This is a genomic window from Croceicoccus gelatinilyticus (assembly GCF_018398395.1).
GTDB classification, from domain to species: Bacteria; Pseudomonadota; Alphaproteobacteria; order Sphingomonadales; family Sphingomonadaceae; genus Croceicoccus; species Croceicoccus gelatinilyticus.
In genome coordinates, this window is sequence record NZ_JAHCBF010000002.1 from 89630 (window position 1) to 107117 (window position 17488).

Genomic DNA, 17488 nt, shown 5'->3' on the forward strand with positions numbered 1-17488 from the left:
ATCAGAAGTTCAGACGGACACCTGCCGCGTAACGGGCATAGCCCGGTGCCGCGAAGTAGACGGTCTGATCGTTGCGCATGTGGCCCTTGCGGTCGGCATTGGTGATGTTGATGCCTTCCACGAAAGCCGTGAGACCCTCGGTGAACTCGAAGCTCGCGCTTGCGTCGAACTGGCCGTAGCTTTCGACGTAGAACGGATCGAGGCCGTAACCCGACAGGAAGCCGTCGCGCCAGTTGTAGGCGATACGGGCCTGAAGCGGTCCCTTGTCGTAGAACAGCACGGCGTTCGCACTGTCGCTGACACCGGTCACGGCGAACTGCGTTTCGGTGTAGCGAAGCGCGTTGTCGTAATAGGTGTCGCTGTTGACGATCGTGTAGTTCAGGATCGCACCGAAGCCGGTGTCCCAGAAGTTGTGCTGGATCGCGAATTCCCAGCCATGCAGCTTCGCGGTGCGATCGCTGTTACCCGGCTGACCCAGCGTGAACTGCAGGGCCGGATCACCGGACTGGCCAAGGATGCCGATCGGCATGTTGTCGCTGTTGTACAGGATCGCATCGGGAGCGATGTTCACCGCCTCTGCCAGGACCTGGTCGAACGTGGCGTTCGCACCGGCCGCTGCCAGAGCCTGCTGGAAGACCGCGCCCTGACCCGGGTTGGTCAGGCCGAACACCGGCGACTGCGTCGTGGTGGTGCCGATGAAGTTGCTGACGCGCTTGTGGAAGAAGCCCACGGACACGTAGCTAGCGACATCGTAATACCATTCGGCCGAAGCATCGATGTTCTTTGACTTGTAGGGAAGCAGGCCCGGGTTGCCCGATCCGCCGGTGCTGCCACCGTCGGGACGTGCGGGCGAGTTGACCGTGAGGCCGCCCTGCAGGTTGTTGTAGGACGGACGCGTGATCGTGTGGCTGTAGGCCGCACGCAGCTTCACGTTGTCCATCGGCGACATGTCGAAATCGATCGCCGGGAGCCAGTTGTCGTAGCTGCCCTTCAGCGTCGAGAAGTCCGAGCTGACCGGATCAAGGATCGAGATCTCGTTGAACGAGACGATCGCCGTACCCGAGGGAACAGGAACCAGAGCCGAGCTCTTCACGTCGGTCGCCTCATAGCGCAGGCCAAGGCGCAGGTGCGCTTCGTCTGCCAGCAGGTCGAAGACATGCGTCGACTGAATGTACGGCGCGATGGTCTCTTCGGTAATGCGGCGGTCCACCGTATATTCGGCAAGGCAGCCGGTGCCGGTCGGCGTGCCGACCCACGGGGTGGTGCAGATACCGATCTGGCTGTCGAGAAGTTCGATCAAGTTGACCGTGTCGACGCCGAAGTAGGTCGGGATGATCGCCGGATCGTTCGAACCGCTCATGCCCGACAGGTCCGCCGGAAGATCGCGCGGCATGAACAGACTGTCCGGCGTGTCTTCGGCCGAAAGCGTGCCGCCCCAGCTGTCGGTCTGCAGGACGCCGTATGCCGAACGGACCTTGTTCGACGTGTAGGTCGCGCCGAAGTCGAGGCTTTCGATGAAGCCTGCGTCGAAGTCGTAGCCGCCCTTCAAGGCGATCTGGTTGATCTCGTCGCGCATGTAAGCGTTACGGAACGAGTTGCCTGCCGGACGGATGTTCGAGGCATCAAGCTCCGAACCGGGGTACATGTCGACCGAGATGACCGGCATGTCCTGCGTGAAGTCCACGGTCTGCGACTGGACGCCGTAGATGGCCGCGCCGACGGCGATGTTGCTGCCGTAGGGCGAAGTCGGCTTGGACGTCGCGGTCGAGTGGTGTGCATCAAGCTCCCAGCGCATGCCGCTGGGGTGTTCCCACGCGATGTTGCCGCCCAGCGAATGGTTGATGCTGCGGTTGGCCGCGACCGCGCCGGTGATGGCGAGATCCTTGCCGGGGCCGAAAACTTCCGAATAAAAATTCGGGCCTGCCGCCGGACCGTCGGTCCAGCTGCTGCTGGTCTGGTCATGGTTGAACCAGACGCCGATCGAGTTGGTACGCGCATCGATCGTGTTCTGCGAGAACGTGTAGTCGATCGTGGCGGTTACCTGATCGCTGGGCGCGACCTGCAGCACAGCCTGGCCGTTGAAGCGTTCGCGATCGATCGTGGTGAAATCGTAACCGGCGTTCTGGGTGACCTGGTAGACCGTGTCCGGACCCGGACGGTTTTCGGTACGGTCGTAGTTGCCGCGCCAGTCATTCTCGTCGACCGGCAGCGAGCCCCAGTTATTTTCGTCACCAAGATAGCCTTCGCGCCAACCGGCGTTGAACTGCGCCAGGCTGGCCTTGCGGCGCTGGTACGAACCGGACAGCAGGATGCCGACGGTGTCGTCAGCGAACGTGCTGGAGACGATGCCCGAAAGTTCAGGCGTGATGTCGGTGCCGTCGAAGGTGTGATCCTTCACGGCCTTGGCAGCGACGCTACCCTGAAGGCCAGGACGGTCCAGCGGGCGCGGCGTGCGGATATTGATGACCGAACCGATACCGCCGGTCGGCAGCGTGGCGCGGCCCGACTTGTAAACCTCGACCGCGGCAATGCCTTCGGACGCAAGGTTGGCGAAATCGAAGCTGCGCGAAGCGGGCGCTTCACAGCACGAGCCGAGGCCAGATGCCGGCATCTGGCGGCCGTTCAGCAGGACGAGGTTGAATTCGGGGCCGAAGCCGCGGACCGTGACGGTCGAACCTTCACCGCTGTTGCGGTCGATCGAGACGCCGGTGATGCGCTGGAGCGATTCGGCAAGGTTCGTGTCCGGGAACTTGCCGATGTCTTCCGCGCTGATCGCGTCGACGACGCCCTGCGCCTCGCGCTTGATGTCGGCCGCGGCCTGCAGCGAGGCGCGGATACCGGTCACGATAATGACGTTCTCGTCCTCGACCTCGGAGGCGGCGGTCATATCGTCTTGCGCCATGGCCGCCTGCGGAGCAGCAGCCATTGCAAGGGCCGAAGCCCCGGTCATGAAGGTAAATGCATTACGCACGCTGCGTCGCGCCATCAGTCCTCTCCCCTGTCCGTCGAATCGGTAGAATCCGAATCCGTCCGGTGAAATGCGTTGTGAACGTTCATGTGAACGTTATCAAGCATCGTGTCAACAGGGCGTCATATTGCCTGCCACCGCTTCTACAGGGTGTGGCTAAGGTGTCACTCCTCTTTGGGTTCGATCCGCGCCAGCAGGGCCTCCACCTCGACCTGGCCGCCGACTTTTGCCGCCAGATCAGCGACTTTGCCGTCGAACGGGGCCGTCAGCGCGTGCTCCATCTTCATGGCTTCCAGAACCATCAGGCGCTGGCCTTCCTTCACTTCGTCACCTTCGGCAACGTCGAGCGCGAGGACTTTGCCCGGCATCGGCGCAAGGATGTCGCCATCGTGGGCCGAACCATGGCCCGACCCGCGCATGACGGTGTCGAAGCCATATCCCATGCCATCGGCAAATACGACGACATGGTCGCCATGAGCATAGCCGGTGACCAGCGTATCGTCCGTAGAGAAGAAGTCGGGCGTCACATCGCCCACGGCAGTGCTGTCCGCCTCTGCCGCCGCGAGGTCGAGCACGCGCCCTTCCCCGCGATGCGAGAGCCACACGTTGCGGCGCGCCGGCGCATTGAGGCGGAAGCCTGCAAGGTCGCCATCCGCATCGCCATAGGCAATGCGCGCCGCGACGTTCCAGACCATGTCGTCCGCCTCGCCATCGGGGACCAGTTCGTCGCCGTGGCGCGCGATGAAGCCGGTATCGAGCTTCGCGTCGCGGAAATCCTCTGCATCGAGCGCGCGGACAAGGAAGCCCGCATTGGTCCGCACCGGCCAGACTTCGGTGTCGGCGAGCGAGGCGACCAGATCGTCGATCGCGGTATCACGGTCCTCTGCATGGCAGACGACCTTGGCGATCATGGGATCGTAGAACGGCGAGACCTGTCCGCCTTCCTCGACGCCGGTTTCGATGCGGGTGGCAAGGCCGAACGACAGGTGATCGAGCCGCCCCGTGCTGGGCAGGAAGCCGCTGGCAGGGTCTTCGGCGTAAAGGCGTGCCTCGATCGCGTGGCCGTTGATCGACAGTTCGTCCTGACCCTTGGGGATGATCTCGCCGCTGGCGACGCGGATCTGCCATTCGACCAGGTCGACGCCGGTGATTTCCTCGGTCACCGGATGTTCGACCTGAAGGCGGGTGTTCATTTCCATGAACCACGTGCGGTCGGCGCGTAGCCCTTCACTGGCATCGGCGATGAACTCGATCGTGCCCGCGCCTTCGTAGTTCACGGCTTGCGCAGCCTTGACCGCAGCGGCGCAAATCGCCTCGCGCGTTTCGGAGTCCATGCCGGGAGCGGGCGCTTCCTCGATCACTTTCTGGTGACGGCGCTGAAGCGAGCAGTCACGCTCGAACAAATGGACGACGTTGCCGTGGCTGTCGCCGAAGACCTGCACTTCGATATGGCGGGGCGAGAGGATGAACTTCTCGATCAGGACGACGTCGTTGCCGAAACTCGCCCGCGCCTCGCGACGGCAGGATTCGAGCGCGGCCATGAACTCGCCCTCGGCATCGACCTTGCGCATCCCCTTGCCGCCGCCACCTGCAACCGCCTTGATCAGCACGGGATAGCCGATCGCGTCCGCCTCGGACTTCAGCCGCTCGTCCGACTGGTCGTCGCCCATGTAGCCCGGCGTGACCGGCACGCCCGCCTCCGCCATCAATGCCTTGGCCGCGTCCTTCAGGCCCATGGCATTGATGCTGGCAGGCTTGGGCCCGACCCAGACAAGCCCTGCGTCGAGCACGGCCTGCGCAAAGGCAGCGTTCTCTGACAGGAAGCCGTAGCCGGGGTGGATCGCCTCTGCGCCGGTTTCCTTCGCGGCGGCAATGATGCGGTCACCGATCAGATAGCTTTCGGCAGCAGGCGACGGGCCGATATGCACCGCCTCGTCCGCCATGCGAACGTGGAGCGATTTTGCATCGGCATCGGAATAGACCGCAACCGTGCGGATACCCATGGCACGCGCGGTGCGAATGACGCGGCAGGCGATCTCGCCGCGATTGGCGATGAGGATTGATTTGATCATGAATTGGCTATCCAGAAAACGACTGCGACGATAGCGACGACAAGGATCATCTTCCCGGCAAAGGCCCAGATCATCCAGCGCGGCATGCCCGCATTGGCAGGACGCTGGCTTGCAGGGTTCGGGGCGGATTGATCCTCGCTCATCGCGTTACATCCTGAACACGCCGAAGGGCGCACGGTCGGGGATCGGGGCTTCGAGTGCGGCGGCAAAGGCGAGGCCCAGCACGTCGCGGGTCTGGGCCGGATCGATCACGCCGTCGTCCCACATGCGCGCGGTGGCGTAGTAGGGGTTGCCCTCGTCCTCGTACTTCTGGCGGATCGGGGCCTTGAATTCCTCGGCTTCCTCCGCGCTCCACTTGTCGGCATCGCGGTGGACGGTGGCGAGCACGCTGGCCGCCTGTTCGCCGCCCATGACCGAGATGCGGCTGTTGGGCCACGAGAACAGGAAGCGCGGCTGATAGGCGCGGCCCGCCATGCCGTAATTGCCCGCCCCGAAGCTGCCGCCGATCAGCACCGTGATCTTCGGCACTTGCGCCGTGGCGACCGCGGTCACCAGCTTCGCGCCGTGCTTGGCGATGCCCTCGGCCTCGTACTTGCCGCCGACCATGAAGCCCGAAATGTTCTGCAGGAATAGCAGCGGAATGCGGCGCTGGCACGCCAGTTCGATGAAGTGCGCGCCCTTTTGCGCGCTTTCCGAAAACAGCACGCCGTTGTTAGCAAGGATCGCGACCGGCATCCCGTGGATGTGGGCAAAGCCGGTGACGAGCGTATTGCCGTAAAGCGGCTTGAACTCGTGAAATTCGCTGGCGTCGACAATGCGCGCGATCACTTCGTGCACGTCATAGGGCGCCCGCACGTCGTCAGGGATGATTGCGTAAAGCTCGTCCGCGTCGTACCTCGGCGCAGCGGCGGCCTGCAGGTCCAGCTTCGCGCCTTCGTTCAGGCCAAGGTGGCTGACGATATCGCGCACAATGGCCAGCGCGTGTTCGTCGTTTTCAGCCAGGTGATCGGCCACGCCCGACTTGCGGGTATGAAGATCGCCGCCGCCAAGATCCTCGGCGCTGATCTCCTCGCCCGTCGCGGCTTTCACCAGCGGCGGTCCGGCAAGGAAGATCGTACCCTGTTCACGCACAATCACGGTCTCGTCGCTCATCGCCGGAACGTAGGCGCCGCCGGCGGTGCAACTGCCCATGACGCAGGCGATCTGCGGAATGCCCATCCCGCTCATCCGCGCCTGGTTATAAAAGATGCGGCCGAAGTGGTCGCGATCGGGGAAGACTTCCGCCTGATAGGGCAGGTTCGCGCCGCCGCTGTCGACGAGGTAGATGCAAGGCAGGCGGTTTTCTTCGGCGATCTCCTGCGCGCGAAGATGCTTCTTCACCGTCATCGGGTAATACGATCCGCCCTTCACGGTCGGATCGTTGGCAATGATCATGCACTGGCGGCCCGACACGACACCGATACCCGCGATCATGCTGGCCCCGTGCACGTCGCCTTCGTACATGCCATTCGCGGCAAGCTGGCCAACCTCGAGGAACGGCGCACCTGGATCGAGCAAGCGTTCAACGCGGTCACGCGCCAACAGCTTGCCGCGGGCAACGTGGCGTTCGCGGTGGCGTTCTGCGCCGCCCAGCGAAGCCTCGGCCACCTTGGCGCGCAGTTCGTCTGCCAGCGCCTTGTTATGCCTGGCTCGTGCCTGCGCCTCCGGCGATGACAGGTCCAGCTTCGAATTGAGAACAGGTGCGCTCATTCAGGGGCAACCTTCTTGCGAAATGGTGAGTTGTTGCGGGTTCGTGGAAAAATCAGGTGGCGGAAGACGCCGACGATGTTGATGCCGAGCAGGCCGACGTTCTGCCAGCCAATGCCTGCACCTTCATCATTCAGGAAACCCCACGCGATCAGCGCGATCGAACTGGTGACGAAAAGCACGAATGCCCAACCCGTAATCCGCTCTCCAAGATTCAGCGAGACGAGGAACGCAGCGACAAGCGCGGCTCCCGCCCCGTAATATTGCAAAGCGGTAAGGGTGGACTCGTTCATCCCTTCATCAGCTCCCGTCCGATCAGCATGCGCCTGATCTCGTTCGTGCCAGCCCCGATATCGAGCAGCTTCGCATCGCGAAGGAACCGTTCGACCGGCCAGTCGGTGGTGTATCCTGCACCGCCCAATGCCTGAACAGCCTCGCCAGCGGCACGAAAAGCGTTCTCGCTGGCCAGAAGTATCGCTCCGGCGGCGTCGAAGCGGGTGGTCTGCCCCGCGTCGCAAGCCTTGGCGACGGCATAGGAATAGGCGCGCGCCGATTGCAGGCCGACATACATGTCGGCGATCTTCGCCTGCATCAGCTGGAACTCGCCGATCGGGCGGCCGAACTGCTTGCGTTCGCGTACGTAGGGAATGACAACGTCGAGGCAGGCCTGAATGATGCCGAGCTGCACACCCGAAAGCACGACACGTTCGTAATCGAGCCCGCTCATCAGGACTTTCACGCCTTCGTCGACCCCGGCCATCACGTTTTCATCCGGCACGAAGCAGTCGTCGAAGACCAGTTCGGATGTGGGCGAACCGCGCATGCCCATCTTCTCGATCTTCTGGCCGATGGAGAAGCCTTCGAAGTCCTTTTCGATCAGGAAAGTCGTGATGCCGCGCGGGCCAGCATCCGGGTCGGTCTTGCCATAGACGACCAGCGTGTCGGCATAGGGTGCGTTGGTGATCCAGAACTTGGTGCCGTTCAGGACCCAGCCGCCATCAGCCTTGTTGGCGCGCATCTTCATCGACACGACATCGCTGCCCGCGCCCGCCTCGCTCATCGCCAGCGAACCGACGTGCTCGCCGCTGACCAGCTTGGGCAGGTACTTCGCCTTCTGCGCGTCGCTGCCCCAGCGGTGGATCTGGTTAACGCACAGGTTCGAGTGCGCGCCGTATGACAGGCCGAGCGAGGCGCTGGCGCGGCTCACTTCCTCAACCGCGATCAGGTGATCGAGATAGCCGAGGCCAAGGCCGCCGAACTCTTCCGACACGGTCACGCCGTGCAGGCCAAGTTCACCCATCTGCTGCCACAGCGCGTCACGGGGAAACCAGTCATCGCGGTCGATGCGGTCTGCCAGCGGCATGATCTGTTCATCGGCAAAACGCGCGACGGTGTCGCGGATCATCGTAGCGCTTTCGCCCAGCGCGAAATCGAATTCGGGAGTGGCTCGCATGCAATCCTACCCAGGGAGTGTTCTTGTCTGCCCCCTTCCTACCGGACTGGCAGGCGGGAGAGAAATTGGAAGTCGGAGCGGATCATCATAGAAAAAATCTATGACAACACCTTCTCTGGTCAACGAGCCTTGGCCGCAAAGCGTTCCGCGATGTCTGCTGCAACCGTGCGGCAGGCCTCGGCTCGCTCGTCCGTCAGCCAGGCCGGATCGGCGCGCAGGCCCAGCGTACGGGTGAAATCGTACCCCTCGAGCTCCACCGGCTCGATCCCCTCGCGCCGGTGGGACAGCGGCGCGGTCGTGATGCCGAGCCCTGCCGCGACCATAGCCATGCACCGTTCCTCGCTCTCGCTGCGTAGCGAGAAACGCGGGCGGACGTGAAGCCGGGTGAAGAACGTGCTGGTACGGTCGAGCAATTCGCAGGACCGACGCGCGATCATGACTTCTGAACCCAGCGTTTCGGGCTCGACCACTGCTTGCCCTGCCAGCCGGTGCGATGACGGCACGAACAGGACATAAGGCTCGCTGATCAGCGGGATCGCGCCATCATCCTCGTCGCGCAGCAGCCCCAGCATCATGTCCACCCGCCCGCTGGCTAGCGAGGCGCGTAGTTCGGAATCGGTGCCCTCGACCAGCTCAATAGAGAACGCCTCGCCCAATCCGGCCAACACCGCCTCCAGCAGGGGCGCGGCCACCGACCGGATGACGCCCAGCTTCAAGGCGGGCCAATCGGTCTGCGCGCTGGCTCCGAACCCGTCGACGGCGCGAAAATTACGGTCCAGCTCGCGCGCCAGCGGGAGAAAACGCCCACCCGCTTCGGTCAGCCGCACGTGCCTCCGGTCGCGCACGAAGAGCCGCGATCCCACCATGCGTTCAAGGTCCGCGATGCCCGCCGAAAGCGTCGGCTGCGTCACGCGGATGCGACCGGCGGCCTGCGTGAAGCTGCCGGTTTCGACTACGGCGAGAAACTGGCGGATATGTGAACGCTTGATCATAGGAAAAACCTATAGCCTAAGTCGGCGGCAAGATCAGCCGTTCTTCTTCTTCCAGTACTGGACCTGCGCGCGGGTCATGCCGATGGCGCGGGCAGCCTGGCTGACATTGCCGCCGTGCCGGTCCAGCGCGGCTCGGACCAGTTCGTCGGTCAGGTCCTGCTGCGTCATGCCGGTGTCGAGCAGGCGCTCGCCCACCCCCTCGCCGCCGCCAGCCGCCTTGCGCGCATGATCGTGGACGAAGGCGTCGAATGTGTCGCCCGCCGTGTCGCCGCCGGTTCCGCCCAGCGTCAGGTGGTGGATGCCGATCGGCTCGTCCTCTTCGGCAAGGATGATGCCGCGCTCGATCAGGTTCTCCATCTCGCGGATGTTTCCGGGCCACGAATATTCGTGGAAATAGCGGATCACGTCGGCATCGAACCGCATCGCGCCGCGCCCGTGCCGCGCCGACAGCCGCTGCAGGAAGTGGTGGGCTAGAACCGGAATGTCCCCACGCCTTTCACGCAGCGGCGGGATGTGGACGGGAAATGTCGAAAGCCGGTGATAGAGATCGGCGCGAAATGTGCCCCGTGCGACTTCGGCGCGAAGGTCCGCATTCGTCGCTGCGACCAGCCGCACGTCGGCCTTCAGCGGCTTCGTCCCGCCCACCCGCTCGAACTCGCCTTCCTGAAGCACGCGCAGCAGCTTGCCCTGCGCGGCGAAAGACAGCGTGCCGATCTCGTCAAGGAACAGCGTCCCGCCCGCCGCCCGCTCGAACCGGCCTGCACGGCTGGCGTCCGCGCCGGTGAAGGCGCCCTTCTCCACCCCGAACAGTTCGGCCTCCACCAGCGTTTCGGGGATCGCCGCGCAATTGAGCGCCAGCATCGGCTTTGCCGAACGGCGGCTGCGCTTGTGCAGTTCCTTGGCGAAGACTTCCTTGCCCACGCCGCTTTCGCCGAGGAACAGGACCGGCGCCTCGGTCTGCGCCACCTTGTCAACAAGGTGCAGTACCGCGTTGAAGCCGGACGATGCCCCGACGATGGAGCGTGAACCGATGTGGAGGTCCGCATCGGGCGCCGCTTCCTTGCGCGCCGGGCGGCGGCTGTAGGTCTCTGCCCGGAACCAGCGCAGTTCGGCGTCGGCATCCTCCCACTGGTCGGCGGGCTTGCCGACGAGGAAGCAGCGGTCGTGCCCCATGGCGACGCATTCGAGTTCGCGGAACACCATCGGCTTGCCGAAGAAGGTACTGGCGAAACCCGCCGCATAGCCGCACTGCTGCCAGCCCGCCGGATGCGCGCCGACGCCCATTTCCTTGAGATGCGACTGGCACTCGGCCGAATTGTGCCAGACATATTCGCCGTAGAAATTGCCGTTCGCAAAATCCGCCTCGAACGCCAGTTCGTCCACCCGCACCGCGCCTTTCAGCGCATGGAGCTGCGGCCCTGCCTTGTAGACGTCGAGCATGTCGCGGTCGCTGCGCAGTTCCTGCGCCATCTGCGCGTCGGTCACCCCGATGCCATAGCCGATGCGCGACAGCACGCCCCTGGCCCGTTCGTAACCCAGAGCCCAGATCAGCTCGCGCCGCATCAGCGCAAGGCCCAGATCGTCGGTCAGCACCATGCGCCGGTTGCCCAGCCGGATCTCGGCATGTTCGGGGTCGAAGTGGAAACTGTCGCGAAGATCGGCGATGGACGACATCTCGGCAATGCCGAGCGCGCCTTCGCGAAAGCTCTGCCCCAGCGATGCCGACGGTTTGCCCTTGGGCGGCATAGGTCTCTCCGGTGTCTATTCTTATGCAAACAGACTTACCGGTGGTGTCGAATTTTCTCCAATACCTTATGCACGCACCGTCGAAACCCTAGGGGATGCATGCATCCGCGCAATTGGCACGCCCCTTGCTGATCCCTTTCCCAGATGCCGCGCATGACGTGACGCGGCCTTGGGAGAGACCAGACATGACCGACAAGCCCGAATACCTGATGCAGGCCTGGTACGCCGCCGCCCTGTCGAGCGAGGTGGACGAGACCGAGCTGTTCCGCCGCAAGATCATGGGCAAGGGCGTGCTCATCTATCGCGGCGAGGACGGCAAGCCGATCGGCATGCACGACCGCTGCCCCCACCGCTTCGCGCCGCTGTCGCAGGGCCACCGCGACGGCGACAACGTGGTTTGCCCCTATCACGGACTTGCCTTCAACGGCGCGGGCAACTGCGTGCACAACCCGCACGGGCGCGGCACGCTGCCCAAGGGTCAGGTCGTGGGCACGTTCCCGCTGGTCGAGAAGCACGGCTTCATCTGGATCTGGATGGCCGAGGAAGCGCCCGACTACGATCTCGTCCCCGACTACGCGCCGCTGGACGAAGGACCGGCGACGGGCATCGGGCACACCTACATGCAGATGCCGGTGAACTACCGCATGATCCTCGACAACGTGATGGACCTGTCCCACGTCGACCATGTCCACGGCGAGATCATCACCACGCGCGGGCAGCTTACCCCGCTCATCCCCAAAGTGGTCGAGGAGGACACCGCGATCTCGGCCCGCTGGGAATGGGTGCAGCAGCCGCCGATCCTGATCCTCGCCCCGTTCCTCGCCCGCCCCGAGGATCCGGCCGATCACTACGTCCAGGTCAACTGGTCGGCACCCGCCAACATCCAGCTTTCGATCGGCGCGGTGCAGGACGGGGCCGGCTTCGACCAGGCCGTGATGCAGTATGACCTGCACACCTGCACGCCCGAGGACGAGTTCTCCACCCACTACTTCTTCGCGACGCGCCGCAACCACAACGAGGACGACGCCGAGTACAACGCGTTCAAGATCAAGGCGATGCACGACGCCTTCATCACCGAGGACGGCCCGATCATCCTCGCCTGTCAGGAAGAGATGGGCGAGGATGACTTCTTCGACATGAACCCGATGCTGCTGTCGAACGACCTTGCGCCGGTAAAGGTACGCCGCCGCATCCGCGACCTGATCAAGCGCGAACAGGACGCAGGCCAGCTGGCCGAAGCGGCAGAGTAAGAAGCCGCCCCCGGTCGCCCGTCAGGTGATGGAGTAGGTGCGCAGGATCTGCTGCGCCACTTCGTCCAGCGACAGGCGGCCGGGCCGGTACCAGCTTGCCGCGCTGTTGAGCGTGGTAAGCAGCAGGATGCGATAGACATCGCGGTCGACGCCCGCTGGCAGGCTTGCATCGTTTACGAGGTCGCGGAACAGCCCTTCGAAAGCGTCGCGCCGTTCGACCAGTTGCTCGCGCACGCTGTCGGGCACCGAGCGGAAATCGTTCATCAGCGGCGTGGTCAGCGAATTGGGATCAAGCTGGATCGCGAGCAGGGTGCGGCACGCCGTGGCCAGCCGCTCGTTCGGATCGTCAACGCCTTCTATCGCGGCGCGGATGCGGTCTTCGGCGGTCTGCAGGGCATCGTCGTGGATGCGCACGAACAGCGCCTCCTTCGACCGGATGTAGTAGTAGAGCGAGCCGCCAAGCAGTCCGACTTTCTCCCCGATGTCGCGGATGCTGGTCCCGGCAAAGCCGTCGCGTGCGAAAAGTTCGGCCGCCGCGGCAACGACTTCGGCCTCGCGGGTCGCCGTATCCCCCTGTGATTTCGCGCCTTTGCGCGGTGCCCTGCTCATGGCGACCATGCCTAAGCGCCCTTGGGCCCCGCTGGCAAGCCCTGCCCGCACTTGATTGTAACGATCGTTTGATACATAGAGCGCGCACAACTTGCAGAAGCCGATTCCGACCCAGAGGATTTTCCATGCCGATCCAGTACGAACCGCCCGTCCGCTCGATGCGCTTCATCCTCGACCACGTCGTCGATTTCGACGCAGAGGTCGCCGCCCTTCCGGGGTGTGAGGACGTGTCGGCCGAATTCGGCGAGGAACTGCTCACGATGGCGGGCCGCTTCTGTGCGGAACAGCTGCTGCCGCTGAACCAGTCGGGCGACCGGCAGGGCGCGACGCTGGCCGATGGCAAGGTGACGACCGCGGACGGTTTCGCCGATGCCTATCACGCCTTTGTCGAAGGCGGCTGGGGCGCGCTATCGGGCGAGCCGGACTACGAAGGCCAGGGCCTGCCCCGCGCCTTCCAGATCATGCTGGACGAGATGGTGTCGTCGGCGAACATGTCCTTCGGCCTCTTCCCCGGCCTGACGCGCGGCGCCTCCGAAGCGTTGGCCGAACACGGCAGCGAGGAACTGAAGGCGAAGTACCTGCCGAAGCTGACCACCGGCGAGTGGTGTGGCGCGATGGCGCTGACCGAAGCGCACGCGGGCACCGATCTCGGCCTGCTGCGCACCAAGGCGGTGCCGGTCGGCGACGGCAGCTACAAGGTGACGGGCACGAAGATCTTCATCTCGTCCGGCGATCAGGATTTCGGCAACAACATCATCCACCTCGTCCTTGCGCGCCTGCCCGATGCGGCGCCGGGGGTTAAGGGGATCAGCCTGTTCCTGGTCCCCAAGCTCATGACCGACGATGACGGCAACGTCACGGGCGAGAACGGCGTGTCCGCCGCCGCGCTCGAACACAAGATGGGCATCCACGCGCAGCCGACTTGCGTGATGAACTACGACGATGCGACCGGCTGGCTGATCGGCGAACCGGGGCGCGGTTTGAATGCCATGTTCACGATGATGAACGCCGAACGCCTCTACGTCGGTATCCAGGGCCTGGGCGTTGCCGAGATCGCGGTGCAGAACGCGGTCGCCTATGCCCACGAACGCCTGCAGGGGCGCGGGCCTGATGGCACCGGCCCTGCCCCGATCATCAACCACGCCGACGTGCGCCGCATGATCCTGATGGGCCGCAGCTTCGTTGAACCCGCCCGCGCGCTGGCCGCGTGGACCGCGATCCGCATGGACGTCGCCGCGCGCCACCCGGACGAGGCGACCCGCGCTGCCGCCAATGCCGATGTCGCGCTGCTGACGCCGGTGGTGAAGGCCGCCTTCACCGACATGGGCTTCGAAACCGCCGTCAACGCGCAGCAGGTCTTCGGCGGCCACGGCTATATCTGGGAAGCGGGGATGGAGCAGTTCGTCCGCGATGCCCGTATCACGCAGATCTACGAAGGCACCAACGGCGTGCAGGCCATGGACCTCGTCACGCGCAAGGTGACGATGGCGGACGGCGCGCCGCTGGCCAGCTATCTGGACCGGATCGAGGCCGATCTTGGCGAAGGCGCGAGCGAGCTTGAAGCATCGTTGCTGCCCGCCGTCCGCGCCGCGCTGGCATCACTGCGCAAGGCAAGCGCGGCGGTGCAGGCCGATACCTCGATCGATGCGATGGGCTCGGCTGCGGTAAACTACCTGCGCCTGTTCGCAATTGCCTCGATGGGGTGGATGTGGGTCCGCATGGCCGCTGCCTCGCTGGAACATGGCGACGAGACGACGAAGACCCGCAATCTCGCGCTGGCTAACTTCTACGCCGCCCACGTCCTGCCGCAGGCGGGCGCGCTGGAGGCGGCCATCGCGGCGGGGCCAGACGCGGTGATGGCCCTTCCCGCCGACCTTTTCTGATCAGTAGTTGCGGGCCTTGAGGCGGTAGTCGATCTGCCGCCTCGTCAGGCCCAGCAGCTTTGCCGCCTCGGCAACGTCGCCACCTGCGCGGCGCAGCGCTTCGTCCAGGAGGCGCGCCTCGTTCGCGGCGAGGTCGAGGTCGGGCATGGCGCGGACCATGTCGTCGGCCTTGCGATCCTTCACCTGCCCGTCGCGCGTCAGGCGCATGCCCGACTGCGGCGCGGGCGGGACCGGCAGGCTGAGCGCGTCGACGTCGATGACACCGCCCGGTTCGGCCAGCATGACCCCGCGTTCGAGCACGTTCTCAAGCTCGCGGATATTGCCGGGCCAGTCGTAGGCGCGCAGCATCTCCATCGCCTTGTCCGAAAGCCCGCGAACGGGACGGCCATGCCGCGCACTCATCCTTTCCAGAAGGAATTCCACGAACAGCGGAATGTCGCTGGCCCGATCGCGCAGCGGCGGGATGTCGATGGGATAGGGGTTGAGGCGATAGAACAGGTCGGCGCGGAATTTTCCGTCCGCCACCGCCTGCGCAAGGTCCACGTTGGTCGCCGCGATCAGGCGCACGTCGACTTTCTGCGGGCGGTCCGAGCCCAGCCGGTCGATCTCGCCCGTCTGGAGCGCGCGCAGCAGCTTGACCTGCGCGGGGTACGGCAGGTCCCCGATCTCGTCGAGGAACAGCGTGCCCCCGTCGGCGCGGGCAAAGCGCCCCGCCCGCGATCCTTGTGCGCCGGTAAAGGCACCCGCTTCGGCCCCGAACAACTCGCTTTCGATCAGGTCGTGTGGGATCGCCCCGCAGTTGACCGCGACGAAAGGCTTGTCGCGGCGCGGTGAGTGGTCGTGCAGCCACTGCGCGAAGACTTCCTTGCCCACCCCCGTCTCGCCCAGCAGCAGGACAGTGATCGCGCTGTCGGCGGCGCGTTCCAGCAGGCGGTAGCTTTTCAGGAATGCCGGTGACTGCCCGACAAGGTTTTCGGGTGCACGATGCGTGCCCAGACGCGTGCGCAAGGTGTGGATTTCCTCCGCCATCGCGTCGATTTCGCCTGCGATGTCATCGGGCGCAAGGTCTTCGCTCTCGCCCTCGACCGTGCGGCCGACGATGCGGCAGGTCTCGTCGCCCTTGCAGCGGCATTCGGTCTCCTCGAACCGCACGCGGCGGCCCAGGAACGCGCTGACATAGCCGGTGGCATAGCCGATCTGGTTCCAGCAGGCGGCATGGTCGCCCACGCCGAATTCGGAGATGTGGGCCTTGGCCTCCCACCCGTTGCGCCACAGGAACTCGCCCGCGAAATGCCCGGCCTCGACATCGAGGTCGAGCGATACGGTCTCCACCTCCACCACGCCTTCCAGCTGGTGGAGCGCGGGGCCGATCAGGAAAACGTCCTCGTAGTTGCCGTCACCTACCAGCCGCCGCGCGATTTCCGCGTCCTGCACGCCCGAATGGTAACCCATGCGCAGCAGCAGGCCAGCGGCGCGTTCCTCGCCCAGCGAGCGGATCAGTTCGGCCCGAAGCGCGCCCAGCGAACCGGTGTGAAGCAGGAGCATGCGCTGTTCGTCCAGCCAGACCGAGCCGGTGGACGGATCGAAGCGCAACTTCGACCACAGTTCGTTCGCCTTCGCGCGTTCTTCGATTGCCTGCGACATCCTGTCTCCACTGGCGTGCCGCCGTGATCGCGGCATCGCCCTTCAAATCCGTTCTGCCCCGTTCAGATGCGCCTGAAAAGGGGGCTTCGGATCTGCTGCGCATCGGCGGCGGAGAAGAATTTCTCGGTATAGATGTCCTTCTCGAACAGGCGGCCCTGCATCAGCGTGGAAATCGCGGCCTCGATCATCGGCGGCGGTCCGCACAAGTATGCCTTCAGCCCGCGGAAATCGTTGTCGAAAGCTTCCTTCGCCGCTTCGTGCGCAAAGCCGCGCACGCCGGTCCAGTCGCTGCCTTCCGGTTCGTCCGAGAGCGCAGGGACATACGTGAAGTTCGGATGCTCTGCGGCAAGTTCCTCGAAGCTCTCGTGGTAATAGAGCTCCTCGCGGTTACGCGCGCCATAGACCAGCGTGATCGCCTGGTCCTCGCCCCCGGCCAGGAGGTCGAGGATCATCGAACGCGGGCTGGAAAGCCCCGACCCGCCCGCGATGAACAGCATCGGCTGCCTTGCCGATTTGCGCACGAAAAAGCGGCCATAGGGGCCCGACAGCCTGATCCGGTCACCCTCGTTCAGGTTCTCGTGCAGCCACGTCGTCCCCTTGCCGCCCGGCACGATGCGGACGTTGAGTTCGACCAGCGTGCCATCGCCGCGATCGTTGGCAATGGAGAAAGCGCGGGTCAGCGCGGCGTCGCCCCCGATCTCGAGGTTCACATATTGCCCCGGCTGGAACGCGATCTCGCGGTCCAAACGGATGCGGATGCCGCGAATGGTCGGCGTCAGGCGCTCGATCGCCTCGACCGTGCCTTCGTAGTCCTCGACCGGAATGCCTTCCGCGTCGGGGTCTTCCTCGATCTCGGCGTCGATCGTCACGTCGCTTTCCAGCGTGGCGCAGCAGGCCAGCGCCTTGCCCTCGTCCCGCTCGCTGTCCATCAGCGCGAAGGGCGAGGCATCGCCATGCTCGATCTCGCCATCCTCGATGTCGATCTTGCAGGTCGCGCACATGCCGTGGCAGCAGGCGTGGGGCAGCCAGATACCGGCGCGAAGGCAGGCATCGAGGATGGTCTGCCCTTCCTCGATCTCCACCTCGTCGCCGGTCGACGAAATCGTCAGCGTGTAGCTCATCGCC

13 protein-coding genes are annotated in these 17488 nt (G+C 64.7%); 2 read left to right on the plus strand and 11 right to left on the minus strand.

The annotated features are described in order from the left end of the window. Position 1: 1 nt before the first annotated feature. The 8 genes from KIH45_RS04320 to KIH45_RS04355 all read right to left on the minus strand — a co-directional run bounded on the left by KIH45_RS04320 (position 2) and on the right by KIH45_RS04355 (position 10977). Positions 2 to 2986 (minus strand): TonB-dependent receptor, encoded by a 2985-nt coding sequence (locus tag KIH45_RS04320; RefSeq protein ID WP_225899674.1) that lies wholly within the window; start codon positions 2984 to 2986, stop codon positions 2 to 4. A 146-nt stretch (positions 2987 to 3132) separates the two neighbouring features. Further along, the gene (locus KIH45_RS04325; RefSeq protein WP_213174785.1) at positions 3133 to 5040 is read right to left on the minus strand and encodes an acetyl/propionyl/methylcrotonyl-CoA carboxylase subunit alpha; all 1908 of its coding nucleotides are present in this window, start codon (positions 5038 to 5040) and stop codon (positions 3133 to 3135) included. Continuing rightward, positions 5037 to 5183, minus strand: coding sequence for a hypothetical protein (locus tag KIH45_RS04330; protein WP_213174786.1), 147 nt, complete (start codon positions 5181 to 5183; stop codon positions 5037 to 5039). Before KIH45_RS04330 ends, KIH45_RS04325 begins: the two co-directional genes overlap by 4 nt. 4 nt (positions 5184 to 5187) lie before the next feature. Beyond that, on the minus strand, positions 5188 to 6789 hold the full coding sequence (locus KIH45_RS04335) for a carboxyl transferase domain-containing protein (RefSeq protein ID WP_213174787.1): 1602 nt from the start codon (positions 6787 to 6789) through the stop codon (positions 5188 to 5190). Beyond that, positions 6786 to 7079 (minus strand): hypothetical protein, encoded by a 294-nt coding sequence (locus KIH45_RS04340; RefSeq protein ID WP_213174788.1) that lies wholly within the window; start codon positions 7077 to 7079, stop codon positions 6786 to 6788. Before KIH45_RS04340 ends, KIH45_RS04335 begins: the two co-directional genes overlap by 4 nt. Next, a complete protein-coding gene (locus KIH45_RS04345) occupies positions 7076 to 8239 on the minus strand; it encodes an isovaleryl-CoA dehydrogenase (protein WP_213174789.1) in 1164 nt (387 codons plus the stop codon). The genes KIH45_RS04340 and KIH45_RS04345 overlap by 4 nt, the downstream gene beginning before the upstream one ends. 119 nt (positions 8240 to 8358) lie before the next feature. Further along, the gene (locus KIH45_RS04350) at positions 8359 to 9231 is read right to left on the minus strand and encodes a LysR family transcriptional regulator (RefSeq protein ID WP_213174790.1); all 873 of its coding nucleotides are present in this window, start codon (positions 9229 to 9231) and stop codon (positions 8359 to 8361) included. Positions 9232 to 9264: 33 nt separating this feature from the next. Next, entirely contained in the window at positions 9265 to 10977 is a 1713-nt protein-coding gene (locus tag KIH45_RS04355; protein WP_213174791.1) for a sigma-54-dependent Fis family transcriptional regulator, read from the minus strand. 185 nt (positions 10978 to 11162) lie between these two features. Between KIH45_RS04355 and KIH45_RS04360 the strand changes: the two genes are divergently transcribed. Continuing rightward, positions 11163 to 12227 carry an aromatic ring-hydroxylating oxygenase subunit alpha gene (locus tag KIH45_RS04360; RefSeq protein WP_225899675.1) on the plus strand — a complete coding sequence of 355 codons (1065 nt, stop codon included), beginning with the start codon at positions 11163 to 11165 and terminating at the stop codon, positions 12225 to 12227. Between the two features lie 21 nt (positions 12228 to 12248). Here KIH45_RS04360 and KIH45_RS04365 read toward each other — a convergent pair whose 3' ends face one another. Next, positions 12249 to 12836: a TetR/AcrR family transcriptional regulator gene (locus tag KIH45_RS04365; protein ID WP_213174793.1), complete on the minus strand. Its 588-nt coding sequence runs from the start codon at positions 12834 to 12836 to the stop codon at positions 12249 to 12251. A gap of 125 nt (positions 12837 to 12961) precedes the next feature. On the opposite strand from KIH45_RS04365, the gene KIH45_RS04370 reads away from it, so the two are divergent. Then, positions 12962 to 14719, plus strand: coding sequence for an acyl-CoA dehydrogenase family protein (locus KIH45_RS04370; protein WP_213174794.1), 1758 nt, complete (start codon positions 12962 to 12964; stop codon positions 14717 to 14719). Here the strand turns inward: KIH45_RS04370 and KIH45_RS04375 are convergent, their stop codons facing one another. Beyond that, complete coding sequence (locus KIH45_RS04375; RefSeq protein ID WP_213174795.1) at positions 14720 to 16363, minus strand: sigma-54-dependent Fis family transcriptional regulator; 1644 nt, start codon at positions 16361 to 16363, stop codon at positions 14720 to 14722. It abuts the gene before it with no gap. 62 nt (positions 16364 to 16425) lie between these two features. Further along, the gene (locus KIH45_RS04380; protein ID WP_213174796.1) at positions 16426 to 17484 is read right to left on the minus strand and encodes an NADH:ubiquinone reductase (Na(+)-transporting) subunit F; all 1059 of its coding nucleotides are present in this window, start codon (positions 17482 to 17484) and stop codon (positions 16426 to 16428) included. Positions 17485 to 17488 lie beyond the last annotated feature (4 nt).